Here is a 15029-nt window from a genome sequence, read left to right as displayed (position 1 = left end):
GTTAAGACCCACGAGTTAAGACTCAAGAAAGTCAATGCCCAAGGAACGTAGCTCCTTGGGCATTTTTCTTTTTAAATACTGATATCCATTGCAGGGACAAGTCTTGGTTTATACAAGCAGTCTTCACCTTCTGGCCTAGTTTTAAAACGTCGGTGGAGCCACATGTATTGGCTTGGGCTTGCCATAATAGATGTTTCAACAATTTTATTAACGAAAGCCGCAGCACTATCGGGGTCGTCTTTTGGAAAACCATCCACTGGCGCATCAATCGTCAACGTATAATGCCCATCTTCGCCTCTGACCATCGTAAATGGGACAATTGCGCAATTTGTATTATCGACTAGCAAGCTAGTGCCCGTTGTTGTACAGGCATTTTTAACCGCGAACAACGGAGCAAACGTCGAACGTCTGTTTCCGTAATCATGATCCGGCGCATACCAAACACGCTCGCCAGAGTTGAGTGCTTCAAGCATGGCTTTGACATTTTTACGATCGATCAACGTACGGTTAGAACGAGAACGGCCTTTGTATTGGAAATAGTCGAAACACGGATTGTTGTTTGGTCGATAGACACCCGTCCCAGATTTTTGAATGCCAAATGCGCGAGCACCTAATTCCAAGTTCATTGAATGGACGGCCAACATTAAGGCACCTTTACCGGACTTTTCTAACGCTTCTAAATGCTCCATTCCTTTAATCGTAACGTGCTTACTGACTCTTTTATCTGACCAAAACCATGCCATCGCTGTTTCGAAGAGTGCAATACCGGAGTTGTCGATATTATCTTTTAAAATTGCCTCGCGTTGAGATTCGCCCATGTGAGGAAAACAAAGCTCAAGATTGCGCCGTATCGTCACTTGACGCTTTTTCATTATTCGCATGGCTAAACGGCCAATACCGCGTCCTAGCGCTAATTGAATATTAAAAGGAAGAAGGCTCAATGAGTACATCACGCCGATGAGAATTAACGTACCCCAATAACGAGGTAAAAGAAATTTAGCCTTAAATTCAGGCTTTTTGTATTTATTCATGTATGAAATGTTCAGATGCGAGCATCTATAAGTGGGAGAAACAATGATAATAAAAAGCACTTTTATCATTGATAACGCTAATAACATAAATTAAAGCGCGCGGATTCTATGGTTCTTCGACACACTACACAATAAGAACTTTACAAGAATATGTTGGGCGTGCAAAAACACCAAAGACGAGCTCGGACATTACCATCTACTGATGAAATGAATCCACCCGCCTTTCATAAAGTTTGGATAAACATAACCGTGTATTTACAATACCTTGGGTTTCGTATTACCCCCAAAGAGCGGCGATCAGAAAAATAGCCGCAAACAATCCAGCGACAACTAACATTAAGTATGATAGCTTGCCTGTTCCACCTTTTGGCGCTTGATTACAACATCCCATTTGACTTCTCCTTAACGATTTTCGTTCCCTTTAACTTAACGCTTACCCTTGGGTGAAGGTCAACCTGTGGCAGTTTGTTGTGTGTCTTTTTACTTTTTTCGCGCCAACACACCAACGCAAACGTTTACATCGATTACAAATAAATCACTGAGTTTTCGGTTCATTTTTGGGTAAATACATACCATTTTTCGCTATATACCCGCCGTTTATAACAACCCTACAATACGCACGTCTTACTTGTAGCACGCGGGTTTTCCAACCATGAACTCGTGGCTCGTTTATTAAAGGTATCGAATGAGCAATATCGCCAAGTCCGCTGTTAAACTCAGTGTTTTCTCTGTGATCATGATTACGGTTACATCCGTTGATAGCATCAGAAACATACCGGGTGCCGCCTTATTTGGTAGTCATGCCATCTCTTTCTTTTTACTTGCTGGTTTATGCTTTTTCGTTCCCACGGCTTTAGTGTGTGCCGAGCTAAGCACGACTTACCCTCAACAGGGTGGCGTCTATCTTTGGGGAAAAGAAACGATTGGACCTAACTTCGGCTTTGCGACAGTTTGGTATCAATATGCGGAAAATATCGTTTATTACCCGCCTCTGATCTCTTTCATTGTCGCTACAGGTGCCTACCCATTTTTCCCAGAACTGGCGCAGAATAATATTTTCATGTTAATCATGATTAATGTGATTTTTTGGGCGCTAACGTTAGTAAATATATTCGGCTTACGTTTGTCATCGATGATCACAAACGTGTTTGGCACTCTAGGGCTCATTTTCCCAATTTTGCTGATCATTGGCTTGGGTGGTTACTGGGCATATACCAATCCGGGTGAGTCTCATATCTCCCTTAGTCATGTCTCTGACTGGCTACCCGATTTCTCTCAAGATGGAATTGGGGCAGGTTTCACCGCAGTCGTGCTTTCATTGACTGGTTTAGAAATTACCACCTCATATGCGAGTGAAGTAGAAAATCCACAAAAGGCGTATCCAAAAGCACTCTTGGCTTCTACGGCGCTGATTTTGGTTTCTTTAACAGCTTGCTCGCTGTCAATTTCATCGGTGGTATCAAGCGATCACGCCAGCTTAAGCGAAGGTGTGATCTTGGCGTTCAAAACCTTCTTTGATGATTTGAACCTCTCGTTCATGCTGCCTGTGATAGCTTTGGCGATTGTGTTTGGCACGCTAGCAAGCTTGAACAACTGGATTATTGCACCGACAAAGAGCCTGCATGTGGCGGCGAAAGACCAGTTTATGCCACTCGCACTGGCGAAAGAAAATCAAAACCAAGCACCTGTCTCCCTACTCTTATTGCAAGGGGCTATCGTTAGCGTGTTGTCCTTAGTGTTTATTTTGGTTCCAAACGTTAACCAAGGTATGTGGCTGCTGAATATCTTAATGACTCAGTTATACATGGTGATGTACGTGTGTATCTTTATTAGCTTTTTGGTGTCACGACGCAAACACGCAAACATCGAACGACCATTTCGTGTCCCTGGCGGCAAAGTGGGAATGAGCTTAGTGGCAGGTTTAGGATTAATTAGCTGTATGATCACTATCGTGGTGTCGTTCGACGTACCAGCAGGTATCAGCGCAGAAACGGGCGCGTATGCACTCGTATTGGGGTTCATCGCATTCAGTTTGCCAGCTATCGCGGCGGTGATGTATCGCAATCGAAAAGTTCGCTCTCAAGCTCAACTAATCGAAGCTTTAGCAAGCTAATTTTTCCGAAATACGCAATAGATTAAAGCCGCGGCAGTTACCTGTCGCGGCTTTTTATTTTTACATATTTTGTCTAAATGTCATGCAAAGCATTCTTGCAACCCCACGCGTTCTAGTGGGTATTTCGTTTACCTTCTTTTTGGTATTGCTGAGAAATTTCGAAGTAGATATGCATGTCTATTGGCTCAGGTGTATTCAAAAGCATTTTGCCGACTTCGCGCTGAAAATGGCCGTAGTTCCCAAGCTCATCGGTTAGGCCTAGTTGCTCGTAACATGATTCGCTTGCGAACATGCCATACGCGTAATAATGATGATTTAGATCTTTTTGTTTGTCATAGCCAAGCTCTTGAAGTGCCTGATCAATTTCATCGGGAACGTAAGTGTTTTTATCGCCAAACGAACGCAACAACACGCTTGGAACCTCTTGAGCAATGCTCTGAATTTTCGTTTTTTTCTTAAAAATACCGAACATAATGTCCTCCACTGACGATGTCTCCAAATACCGCACACAACGTGGGTTGAGCGAGCGAATAGTTTTTAGTATGGCTCACGATTTAGAGACTAAGTTACATTCAAGTCACGTTTGTATACTAACTTGATCGCATAATGCGCATCAAATAATAGTCACCTCGTTTCAACCTCGTCTCATCAGAAACCCTGTTTTAATCACAATTGCTGGCTGCTTTGCTGTGCCTTTCCCATACTATCTAATAGGTGTCGCCATCTTCTGCTATCAGCGTTTTGAAATAACCTTGGCTAAAGTCACATTTCGTATCGACATCCATTTTAATTTAAGTTAGCTTTAGAAGTATAGACGTCTAGATTGACTAAGCTTAGGGAGAGAAAGTCGTGCCAATTAGAATTCCAGATCAACTACCTGCTTCAGATGTACTAAGGACAGAGAACATCTTTGTAATGAGCGAAACTCGTGCCGCGAGTCAAGAAATACGTCCTTTGCGAGTACTGATTCTGAATTTGATGCCCAAGAAAATCGAAACAGAAACGCAGTTTCTTCGCCTTCTTTCAAACAGTCCATTGCAAGTAAACGTCGAGCTACTGCGCATCGATAATCGACCAAGCAAAAACACACCAACCGAGCATTTAGATACGTTTTACCGTCAGTTTGAGATGGTAAAAGGGAAGAATTTCGACGGTCTTATCATCACTGGTGCGCCACTTGGTCTGGTGCAATTTGAAGATGTGATCTATTGGGATCATTTAAAAACCATCATGGAATGGGCAAAAGACCATGTTACCTCGACGTTGTATGTGTGTTGGGCGGCGCAAGCTGGCTTAAAGTTGTTGTATGACTTGCCGAAAAAAACGCGTAAAGAAAAGCTTTCCGGTGTATATCATCACCAAATTCATAATCCATTCCACCCTATTTTGCGCGGGTTTGATGATACGTTTTTAGCGCCCCATTCGCGTTATGCCGATTTTTCGCCACACTTTTTAGAAGAACATACTGACTTAGATATTCTCGCCACATCCGATGTGGCGGGCGTATATCTGGCAACGACCAAAGACAAGCGAAACGTGTTTGTTACCGGCCATCCAGAGTATGACTCGCACACTCTTCACAATGAGTACATTCGGGATTTGGGTGAAGGGATGGAGCCAGCTATTCCGGTCAATTACTACCCGAACAACAACCCAGATAACCCTCCCATAGCGAGTTGGCGAAGCCACGGACACTTGCTGTTCTTGAACTGGCTCAACTACTGCGTATACCAACAAACGCCTTACGATCTGGATCACTTCAGCGAAGATGCTTTCACTAAAGACGATTAAATCAACGAATTAAGTTTGTGAACCGAGCCGCCATCTGGCGGCTTTTTCATATCAGTTTGCAAACCTGATCGCATAGTGCTTTTTCCTCAATGGGCTTTTGCTACGTAATTCATATCATGCTGTCAGATTCAGGGATGTGGGGAAGAAGAATGAAAACCGTAACGCTCAGTGCACTAATGTTGATGACTCAGTTTGCACTCGTAGGCTGTGTTACCGTAAAAGAAAACGGCGCTCCTATCGTGAAGGCCGATCCTGTTGCTATGGCAGAATCTCGCATCGCTCTTGGGCTTGGTTATCTCGAAGGTGGCAATATGATCCGAGCGCACGACAACTTGCAACAAGCCTTGAGCCACGCCCCACAGTACTATCGCGCACAGCTTTCTATGGCGCACTACTACGAAACCGTTGGTGAAGATGCGAAAGCAGAAGACATGTACAAACGCTCTTTACGCCAACACACCAAAAACGGCAACGTGCTCAATAACTACGGAACATTTCTATGTAAACGAGGTGATTTCCAACAAGCCGACCAAATGTTTAACCGCGCAATTGAACAACCTTATTACTACCTCATCCCAGCAAGCTACGAAAACGCCGCTTTCTGCGCATTGAAATCACAAGATAAAGACAAAGCAAAATACTACTTTACGCGAGCTATCGATCACGACCCACACCGCCCAAAATCGATTCTCCAACTGGCTAAACTCGAAATAGAAAGTGGCAACTTTACCGATGCAAGAATTCGACTGATGCGATTTAATCAAATGTACGGTGTGAAAAAACCGTCACTGCAACTTATGATCGAGTTAGAACGTGCGGCAGGTAATGAAGCGCTAGAGCAAAAATACGTAAAACAGTTAGAACGCATGTCATAACTAGCCACACTGACAACCCAAACAGCATAAGTCTTTGCTTAACCTCTCATTTTATTTTCAGGCTCACTTACACCGTTCAAGTTAAGTGAGCCTTGTTTCTCAGAACGCCGACAAATCCCCTGTTTCACTTGTGTTTCAGTCACTGAAAGAGCGACATTACTCCTGTACTTAACATTCAAAATCGGTACTATTTGAAAGATACGTGACCGAGTCACTTTTTGAGTTCTAACTCAATAATTACTGAATGATTGTGCGCTTCGTTGAAGTGCAATTTGCTTTTATTATGAATCTTGTCGTTCAAGAACACATACCCAAGGATGTTGACGCCGGATGAAACCTGCCTGCACACTCTTACTGCTTGCTTCTTTAAGCTCCCCCTTTCTTGCTAGCGCTCAACCCGTCAATGACCTCGTATTCACCGTAGGTATCGTATCCGACAAAGCAAAAAGTAAAATCAAAAAGGCGACACCCTTTGCTCAATATGTATCCGGAAGACTGAATCACCTCGGTTATACCTCTGGGTCGGTACAAGTCTTCAACAACTATGGACAACTTGCAGTTGCTCTCAAAAATGGCAGCGTTCAAATTGCAACAGCAACACCGTTTAACGCCGTAACCCTAGAACGAGAATCTAACAGCCAAGTGCTCGCCGTAAGGTGGAAAAAGGGACTTGAAAGATACCACTCTGTATTTTTCACCCATCAAGACAGTGGCATTCATTCCTTGGCCGATCTGCGCGGCAAAACGCTCATTTTCGAGAGTCGTAACTCCACCAGCAGCTTTTACTTACCTGCCATTACATTGCTCAACCAAGGCGAAAAATTAGAATACCTTCGTTCTATAGATGATCACCCAACGAAAGGCCGTATCGGCTATTTGTTTTTGGATGAACATTTAGAACAATCCAACGAAATCAACCTATCCGTTTGGGTGTATAAACAGCGCGTTGCCGCTGGGGCGTTCAGTAATTTCAACTGGAACAACCCAAAAGATTTGCCAGAAAACATGAAGGAAAAACTGACCATTTTCCATAACTCGGTGGAGATCCCGCGTGATTTGGTTTTAGCGTCGCCTACTTTGAGCCAATCGACCAAAAATGAAATTACATCGATTTTATTGAAAATGGATGCCTCACCAGAAGGTTTGCATGCCTTGGATGTATTCCAAAATACCAAGCGCATATCAGCACTCACGCCAGATATGGCAACGTCTCTCGACACGGTTCGAAAGTCTGTTAACTTGCTACCAAAGGCAAACTGATGCTGAACAAACTTTCGCTAGAAACCAAATACATTTTCGCGACCATCTCCGTCGTTGTTTTGGTGGTTGTGGTCAACCTTGTACTTTACATGCATGGCTACGACACATACTCAAACAATCTCGCGCAGCAGATTACGCAAAATTCTCAAGATAAAACGGAATCCTACGTCAAACAAAAAGGATTAGTGTACGCGGAGTTGTTGTCTAAGCAGCTGTTTGATCCGCTTTACAACGATAACATCAGCCAAGTCTATGGACAGATTACGGCAACCTTAAGCCAACCGGACGTATCAAAAATCCATGTTGTAGATAACGATGGACTTGTATTCCACGATGGTACACCTCAGCTTGCCATGTTTGCTCAGCCCCACTACCGCTCAGACTTTATTCTAAAGGCAATTGAACAAGAGCGTGTCCAAGTCGCTCTATCTAGAGAACAACTGGAAATTGCCGCGCCTATTCACCAATCAGATGTGACGCTTGGAGCCGTATATTTGGAGCTCAACCTTGCCCATTTATTAGAAGAAAAAGAGCAAAACATTGCACAAGTTGCAGCGATAACGTCTAAAGATAAACACAACATGTTTATTTTGCTGCTGGCAATCAGCATTATTTCTATCTTCATGGGTAGCTTATTCGCGTTCGCTGTAGGTCGCTCGTTGGTGAAACCAATCAAACAGTTGAGTGAACAGTTTTCGGAATTTGATACCCAAGCACTTCCAGTTACCGATATTCAACGCAAAGATGAAATTGGTGAGCTGATTACTGCCTATAACAAGATGTCTAACAAGGTAAACACCTACACAACCCGTGTTGAGTTCATGGCCTATCACGACATTCTGACTTCGCTTTCTAATCGTGAAAAGTTGCTGATTGATCTTCAAGAACAAATCAGCACTAAGAGAGCGCCAGCGCTTGCCGTCATGTTTGTCGATTTGGATGATTTTAAGCACATCAACGATAACTACGGCCACAATGTTGGGGACAAATTACTGGTGCACCTTTCCGCGTTATTAAGGAATGAACTGCCAATTTATATCGAACCAGATTATCGACCATGGATACTCGCAAGCCGCGTTGGGGCGGATGAGTTTGTCGTCGTATTCCCTTGCAACAACAGCTTAGAAGCGCGCGAGATTGCCAACCAAATTCATAGACAAGTGCTATCGCCATTGAGGCTCGACAGTCACAATATCCGCTTAACCACCAGCCTTGGTGTTGCGGTATATCCAGAGTTTGGCTGTAACGCAGATTCGTTGCTGCAACTTTCATCCCTTGCCGCACAAGAATCAAAACGTCGCGGCAAAGACATTATGTCCGTTTACGATCCCGCATTCGATGCGACGGTGAAACAACGACTCTATATCGAAAGAGAACTGAGTCGCTCCATCCACGACTTATCTCAGTTTGAGCTTTGGTATCAACCTAAATTTGACCTTAAGACCTACCAGTTGGTTGGGGTTGAAGCTTTAGTGCGATGGAATCATCCCGAGAAAGGTTACATTGGCCCTGAACAGTTTATTCCGATTGCAGAACAAAACGACTTGATTCTCGATCTTGGTGAGCATTTGATCGAAACCGCGATCAAGCAAAGAGCGGAATGGGCAGAAGCATTCGACCATGATTTTCATATCGCGTTGAACTTGTCCCCACGACAAATCTACCGTCAGGATCTTAGCCTCATATTTGAGCACTTTTTATCGCAATACAATGTATCCGCCAAAGACATTCACGTAGAAGTGACGGAGTCACTTTTGATGGACGACATAGAAAAAGCCCACTTCGTTTTGCGCAAACTGCAAGCCACTGGTATTGAAGTCTGGTTAGATGATTTTGGTACTGGCTATTCTGCCCTGTCCTATCTTCAACAAGTTAACTTTGATGGGCTTAAAATCGATCGCTCATTTATCGCGCAAACCCAGGAAGACAACAAAGATGACTCTCTGGTACGTGCCATCATTTCAATGGCTCACAACCTCGGAATGAAAGTTGTGGCAGAAGGTATAGAAACCCAAACACAACTGGCGCTGATCGAGCGTCTAAATTGCGATGTGGCACAAGGCTTTTTCTTAGGCAAGCCTGTTCCAGCGGCGCAGCTCCTAGAACTTGAAAATACCTGCCAAGCGATGAAGCACAATGCCTCTTCCATCGTAGGTTAAAAACTGGCATGAAAAGCTCATAACGCTCTGCTTCTTGCTTGGCGTTATGAGAAGCTTTCTGCAAAACACGTCACATTTTTATCCCCTTTTAAACCCGATTGCACTCACAGCGCTAACAACCCAAATAGATAAACTACACTTTTCATATCAACCCTTTGGATATGGAAATGCGCTGTGGTCGGAATTTTTTCGTGGAATAACCTATCAGTTAAACACAAACTGTTTGGCCTTGTCTTACTGCCAATCATTTTGTTGTTTTTTCTGGCGGGACAACACGTTCATAACCTTTCGACTCAAGCTCAAGATTTACAAAAAGCTCAATTATTCTCTGTTTACATCGACAAAGTCTCTTACCTGTTTAATTTACCCAATAACCCATCCATCCCGAATAAAGCTGACAAAACAGCGCAGCTCATTCAAGAACTAAAAGAAACGACCCCCCGCGTTTTTGGCGACGATTCTGAGGTTTTGCCTCTACTTGTGAGTTTTGAAGAAGCCAGCCTCTCGATGTTCACAGCAATCGATATCGAAGAAAAACTGGATATTGCAGAATGGCGAGCAGATACTTTTGAGCAAATCCTACTTAATCTCGACAAGGTCTATTTTAGTAACGTCAGTTACGAAACCGATCGCCATCTTTCCTCCTTAATGCAATTGGAATGGTTAATGTTTTGGTCGACGGAAGAGCGTCGATTGAGTGAATATCTCATTTATTCAGCCAATAAGCGTCTTCATTACGACGACGCTGTTCGTGATGAGATTCAGTCTCTGATTCAAAACCAACAACTGCTTGTAGAGCGCTTCGTCGCGCTCAATGCCAACCAGAACCAAGTCCAATTGCTGATAGAAACCTTTAGCAACAAGGTATTTCAAACTAGCCAAGAATTTCGTGATCAGCTACTTAACCAAGAGGAACTACAAGCGTTATCTCCTCTTAAAACGGGAGCTGGACTTGCTGCGCTGAACACGCGGCTGGCGCTACTTCATGACATCGACGATACGATGGAACATGAGCTGCAAACGAAGCTCGCACAAACCATTAAAGCAACCACGCAACAGCGGTTGGTATTCATTGTTCTCATGTCGTTGGTGACGATTCTTGTTATCAGTTTAACCATTCGCTTGGTGCGTAAAGTGACCAACAACCTGCATCTTGTTCTCGAGTTTTTAAGCCGCGAAAATTACAGCGAAGACTCACCACTTTCTGAGCTCATCAAAGGCAAAGATGAGTTAAGCAAGTTTGCTCAAGAAGTGGAAAAACTCAGTCATGAGAGAGAGCAAGCAAAGCAGAAACTCACCAAAGCCAAAGAAGATGCCGAGCGCGCCAAAGACGACGCGATTGAAGCCAGCAAAGCGAAAAGTAGCTTCCTAGCGAACATGTCGCACGAGATTCGTACTCCGCTCAACGGTGTAATAGGTATTTCTGAAGTGCTGGCAGACACCCCGTTGACCGCTACACAGCGAGATTACGTCGACACAATAGAGACGTCTTCCCAATTGCTGCTCAGCCTGATTAACGACGTGTTGGATTTTTCCAAAATTGAGTCCGGCATGTTGCTGATAAGTCCTCATTCAACCTGCGTGCGAGAATCAATTTATGACATCGCCTCAATCGTGTCCCCAAAAGCAAAAGAGAAAGGCATCGAATTAACCGTCAGCATTAGCCCAAACACGCCTTATCACATCGTCATTGACGATCACCGCTTGCGTCAGGTGATCATGAACTTCATGTCCAATGCCGTTAAATTTACGGAACGAGGCAGTGTAGAGCTTTCGATTACCACGCTTGAAAGTAGTGAATCGGAAGCCATCATCGAGTTTTCCGTGCAAGACTCAGGCATCGGCATCGATGAGCAGCAACAGAAACGAATCTTCGCACCATTCGCTCAGGAGGACGATTCCACCACCCGCCAATTTGGAGGAACAGGTTTAGGTCTTGCCATCAGTACGCAACTTGTAGAACTCATGGGCGGAAGCATACAGCTTGAATCTGAAAAAGGCCGCGGAAGCCGTTTCTACTTCCAACTCACAGCGCCGATTTCTCAAGCCCATTTTCGTGCTCGACATACCGTGAATAATCAAATCTGGCTCGTCTGTGACGACAGTGACCTAGAAACAAAACTGCGCAATGAGTTGAGCTTCTATCAAATTCAAGTGCATCAATCTGTTCATGATCTTAGTGCTCTTCCAACATGGATTAACGACAAAGAACGCATCATCATTCTTTATGTTGAAACGACGCCAGATGCCGCAGTGAAGAACACAGATTTGATGCGAAATTTGGAACATCAACATGTGCAAGTTTGCCTAATCAAACATCTACACAGCCAACAGCTTGATTTCGGTCACCGTGTCGCAGCGATCATTACTCAACCTTTGCTAGGACAACGTCTACTCAAAGCGCTTGAAAGCTGTGCTGAACGATTTACTCAATCTATTTCCGTCGTCCAGCCTGCAACCCGACTTGAAACATTACCCAAAGTGCTCGTTGTAGACGACAATACTGTGAACCAAAAAATTGCAGGGTTGCATGTCACCAAAGCAGGTTTTAGTTTTGATGTCGCTGCTAATGGTGAGGAAGCGGTCGACATGTTCAGAACATCCCAATACTGTCTGATTTTGATGGACTGCATGATGCCGGTGATGGATGGGTTTGAGGCAACAAAACAAATCCGACAAATAGAGCAGAAAGAAAATCGAACATTCCGCATTCCTATCATCGCGTTAACAGCAAGCGTTGTTGATGACGATATTCAAAAGTGTTTTGACGTCGGCATGGACGACTACGTACCAAAACCGTTTAAGGCGGATTTACTCAAAGAGAAACTTGATAAAGCCGTTGGGTTGCGACTTCCCGTAACTGCATCGACAAAGCTCAACCAATCAAGCTTGCCCGCTTTTGAAGAACCCGAATTTAAACAACGCGTTGGTGAGACGTTAAGTGCTGCGCCAATGCGACGTGAACGGATTTTATTGGTGGAAGATAACCGGGTGAATCAAAAAGTTGCTTCTTTACTGTTAAGCAAGGCTGGCTATCAGTTTGAAGTCGCGGAAAATGGCCAGATCGCAGTGGAGATGTTCCAGCGCGATGGTGGCTTCGACATCATTTTAATGGACTGCATGATGCCAGTGATGGATGGTTTCGAAGCAACGAAACAGATCCGCGCTTATGAAGCAAGCTTAGGACTCGAAAAAACGCCGATCATCGCGCTAACAGCCAGTGTGGTCGACGACGATATTCAACGCTGTTTTGACTCCGGGATGGACGCTTATGTGCCAAAACCAGTGAGAAAGGAGAAACTGTTGCATCAAATCGAAAACGTAATGTAGGCGAGCCACACATGAGCATGATTCTCCCCCCTCATAATCAACGAGCGCTGCGACTACTGGTCTCCGCTTGTTTGCTGCTTATATTTTTGTTGCCTTGGAGCCATCAGGCATTTGCCGCAGAAAGTTACGCCATTTTTTCACTTAACGCTCAGTTTGACGCGTTGACCATTAATAAAGCGAGGAAGCTCTACCGAGGCAAAACCAGACTATTACAAGGCCAACGAATTGAACTCTCTGATTGGCCAGAGACGTCCGTTGAACGAACGGAGTTCTATCGCTACCTGCTTAATAAAAACTTGGCGCAAATGAATGCGCATTGGGCCAGCCTTTCGTTTTCAGGCAAGGCGCGTCCACCCAAAGTAATTGATCAACCCAGTATTGAAATCTTGTTAGCGTGGATGCGAGAACAACCTAATCGCATTGGCTATGCCCCCGTCGACTCGTTGCCGTCGGATGCTCATGTTCTTTATGTCGTCAGTTCGGAGAAATGAAATGAAGAGATCGCTCCTCGCAGTACTTATTAGCAGTGTCGCTTTTCCGAGCTTAGCAACAGTAGAACTGACCGATAACTTATCGCTTAGCGGGTTTGGCTCCATTGCTTGGGCGCAGTCCGACAACGAAACTTCATTGCTCGTGAATCGATTTATTGATGATGACAGCTGTTTCGATTGCGACACCACATTCGGCCTCCAACTTGATTACTTCTATCAAGCTTTTCGTGCTTCTGTTCAAGTCGTCAAGCGACCGCAAGATCATTGGAGTGAACCCAAAGTAGAATGGGCTTACCTAGCTTACACCTATAACAACGTCGAAATTCGTGGTGGTCGATTGCGTTTGCCTGTATTCCTTATTTCTGAATACAACTATGTGGGACAAGCGTTTACCACCGCCAGACCGCCGAACGAAGTGTATGACAGCATTCTCGGGATTACGGCGTATGATGGCCTATCTGTTAGATGGAACTACGACCTTAATGAGAATGTGATGATCACGGCAATGCCGTTTGTGGGCTACGGTTACAGCAGCGACGTTACCATCAGTGAAGATACGGACATTAGTATAGACACCAACTACTCAGCAGGGCTTAACTTGACGTTAAGCGGTGATAACTACCGTTGGAACTTTGCGTATTTGAATGCCGAGTACGATCAAACCACCGTACTTTCTAACGCCATGCAGCCCATACCTGGCCAAGGCAGCGCGGCGGGAACAATACGGCTGAAAGATGAAGACCAACACATCCAGCTGTTTTCACTGGGTGCAAAATATGAGTTTGACCGTATAACCGTCACAGCCGAAGGACAAACCAGCGATATCTCGACCTCGTGGTACGCCGCAACCAGCTACAACCTAAACAAGTTCACCCCTTACGTGGTTTATGGCCAGCAGTTTGACGACAACGAAAAGAAGACCGGTGACAGCGTCCTTACAGGGTTAAGGTTTGACGTGGATTACAACGTGTCAGTGAATGCCGAATGGCAACACTTTAACGCCTTCAACAACGACTCCGGCGCGTTTTCTCTCCCACCAGCCGATACCAATGCCAACCTCTACACGGTGATGTTGAATTTCGTCTTTTAGCTACTCAATACAAACAAAGGCAGATTATATGGTCCAATCTGCCTTTTCTTGTTTCTATCTATCGCTTCATGTGCCCAGCGTTAAGCCTCTTCTTGGTCGCTATAGACATTGCCCTCGACTTTACGATCCTTGAAGTAAAACTCTCGGTCATGCTCGCCGATTTCACGTAGCACACGACAAGGGTTTCCCACCGCAACGACATTACTTGGAATATCTTTAGTCACAACGCTCCCTGCACCAATAACCGAGTTTTCACCAATCGTCACACCCGGTAACACCACTGAGTTTGCGCCAATCCAAACATTGTCTTCGATATGAACAGGAATATTGAACTGAGCAACTTCCCGACGTAAATCTGGCTCTATAGGATGTCCTGCTGTCGCAATCGTCACATTCGGGCCAATCATCACGGAATTGCCGATATAAATATAGGTGTCATCAACAAGTGTAAGATTGAAGTTGGCGTACACATTATCACCCAGATAAGTGTGACGCCCCCAGTTTGCTCGAAGCGGTGGCTCTAAATAACAGTTATCGCCCACAGCCCCAAGTAAACGCTGAAGAATTTCACCACGTTTTTCGCCCTCTGAAGGTCGCGTTTGGTTGTAGTCATAGAGAATCTCTAGGCATTGCGTTTGCTGTTTTGCGAGTTCTTCGTCAGTACAAAAGTAAATCTTCTGACTATGCAGCATTGATTGTCGGTCCATGTATCCATCTCATTTAACGTTCTATTACCTTCGGTCTTACAATAACCAATCACAGTGGCAGACCGGAATATGTCTTGTAGAAACTAGCAGACCTTGCATGAACAAAATTTGCAAAAAATTATGGAAACCTTGCGGATTACTGCACGAAAAAACAGGAAGTTGCGCCATCGCACAAAATGAAA

11 protein-coding genes are annotated in these 15029 nt (G+C 44.5%); 8 read left to right on the top strand and 3 right to left on the bottom strand.

Annotated features, from left to right (window positions below):
• Positions 1–71: 71 nt before the first annotated feature.
• The gene (locus ACF8CV_RS06490; protein ID WP_005500398.1) at positions 72–1031 is read right to left on the bottom strand and encodes an LpxL/LpxP family Kdo(2)-lipid IV(A) lauroyl/palmitoleoyl acyltransferase; all 960 of its coding nucleotides are present in this window, start codon (positions 1029–1031) and stop codon (positions 72–74) included.
• A 685-nt stretch (positions 1032–1716) separates the two neighbouring features.
• On the opposite strand from ACF8CV_RS06490, the gene ACF8CV_RS06485 reads away from it, so the two are divergent.
• Positions 1717–3144: an APC family permease gene (locus ACF8CV_RS06485; protein WP_138937502.1), complete on the top strand. Its 1428-nt coding sequence runs from the start codon at positions 1717–1719 to the stop codon at positions 3142–3144.
• 112 nt (positions 3145–3256) lie between these two features.
• Here ACF8CV_RS06485 and ACF8CV_RS06480 read toward each other — a convergent pair whose 3' ends face one another.
• Positions 3257–3616, bottom strand: coding sequence for a hypothetical protein (locus ACF8CV_RS06480; protein ID WP_005485673.1), 360 nt, complete (start codon positions 3614–3616; stop codon positions 3257–3259).
• Between the two features lie 377 nt (positions 3617–3993).
• On the opposite strand from ACF8CV_RS06480, the gene metA reads away from it, so the two are divergent.
• The 7 genes from metA (at position 3994) to ACF8CV_RS06445 (ending at position 14140) form a co-directional block, all read left to right on the top strand.
• Positions 3994–4935, top strand: a complete 942-nt coding sequence (gene metA, locus ACF8CV_RS06475) for a homoserine O-succinyltransferase (protein WP_005464332.1) — start codon at positions 3994–3996, stop codon at positions 4933–4935.
• 149 nt (positions 4936–5084) lie between these two features.
• Positions 5085–5810 (top strand): type IV pilus biogenesis/stability protein PilW, encoded by a 726-nt coding sequence (gene pilW / locus ACF8CV_RS06470; protein WP_005477819.1) that lies wholly within the window; start codon positions 5085–5087, stop codon positions 5808–5810.
• Between the two features lie 330 nt (positions 5811–6140).
• Positions 6141–7070 carry a phosphate/phosphite/phosphonate ABC transporter substrate-binding protein gene (locus ACF8CV_RS06465; RefSeq protein WP_021449133.1) on the top strand — a complete coding sequence of 310 codons (930 nt, stop codon included), beginning with the start codon at positions 6141–6143 and terminating at the stop codon, positions 7068–7070.
• On the top strand, positions 7070–9229 hold the full coding sequence (locus ACF8CV_RS06460) for a GGDEF domain-containing phosphodiesterase (protein ID WP_208871013.1): 2160 nt from the start codon (positions 7070–7072) through the stop codon (positions 9227–9229). Before ACF8CV_RS06465 ends, ACF8CV_RS06460 begins: the two co-directional genes overlap by 1 nt.
• Positions 9230–9403: 174 nt before the next feature.
• The gene (locus ACF8CV_RS06455) at positions 9404–12559 is read left to right on the top strand and encodes a response regulator (RefSeq protein WP_138937501.1); all 3156 of its coding nucleotides are present in this window, start codon (positions 9404–9406) and stop codon (positions 12557–12559) included.
• Positions 12560–12570: 11 nt separating this feature from the next.
• Positions 12571–13050 carry a hypothetical protein gene (locus ACF8CV_RS06450; protein WP_005485695.1) on the top strand — a complete coding sequence of 160 codons (480 nt, stop codon included), beginning with the start codon at positions 12571–12573 and terminating at the stop codon, positions 13048–13050.
• Between the two features lies 1 nt (position 13051).
• On the top strand, positions 13052–14140 hold the full coding sequence (locus ACF8CV_RS06445) for an outer membrane protein (protein ID WP_171055876.1): 1089 nt from the start codon (positions 13052–13054) through the stop codon (positions 14138–14140).
• A gap of 80 nt (positions 14141–14220) precedes the next feature.
• Here ACF8CV_RS06445 and ACF8CV_RS06440 read toward each other — a convergent pair whose 3' ends face one another.
• Positions 14221–14847, bottom strand: a complete 627-nt coding sequence (locus tag ACF8CV_RS06440) for a sugar O-acetyltransferase (RefSeq protein ID WP_005464401.1) — start codon at positions 14845–14847, stop codon at positions 14221–14223.
• Between the last annotated feature and the right edge of the window lie 182 nt (positions 14848–15029).

Origin of the sequence: Vibrio sp. zbq_1 (genome assembly GCF_043102935.1) — a bacterium.
In the GTDB taxonomy this organism is placed as follows: Bacteria; Pseudomonadota; Gammaproteobacteria; order Enterobacterales; family Vibrionaceae; genus Vibrio; species Vibrio parahaemolyticus.
The sequence above is the reverse complement of the archived record's forward strand: the minus strand, read 5'-3'. Positions and strand labels throughout refer to the sequence as shown.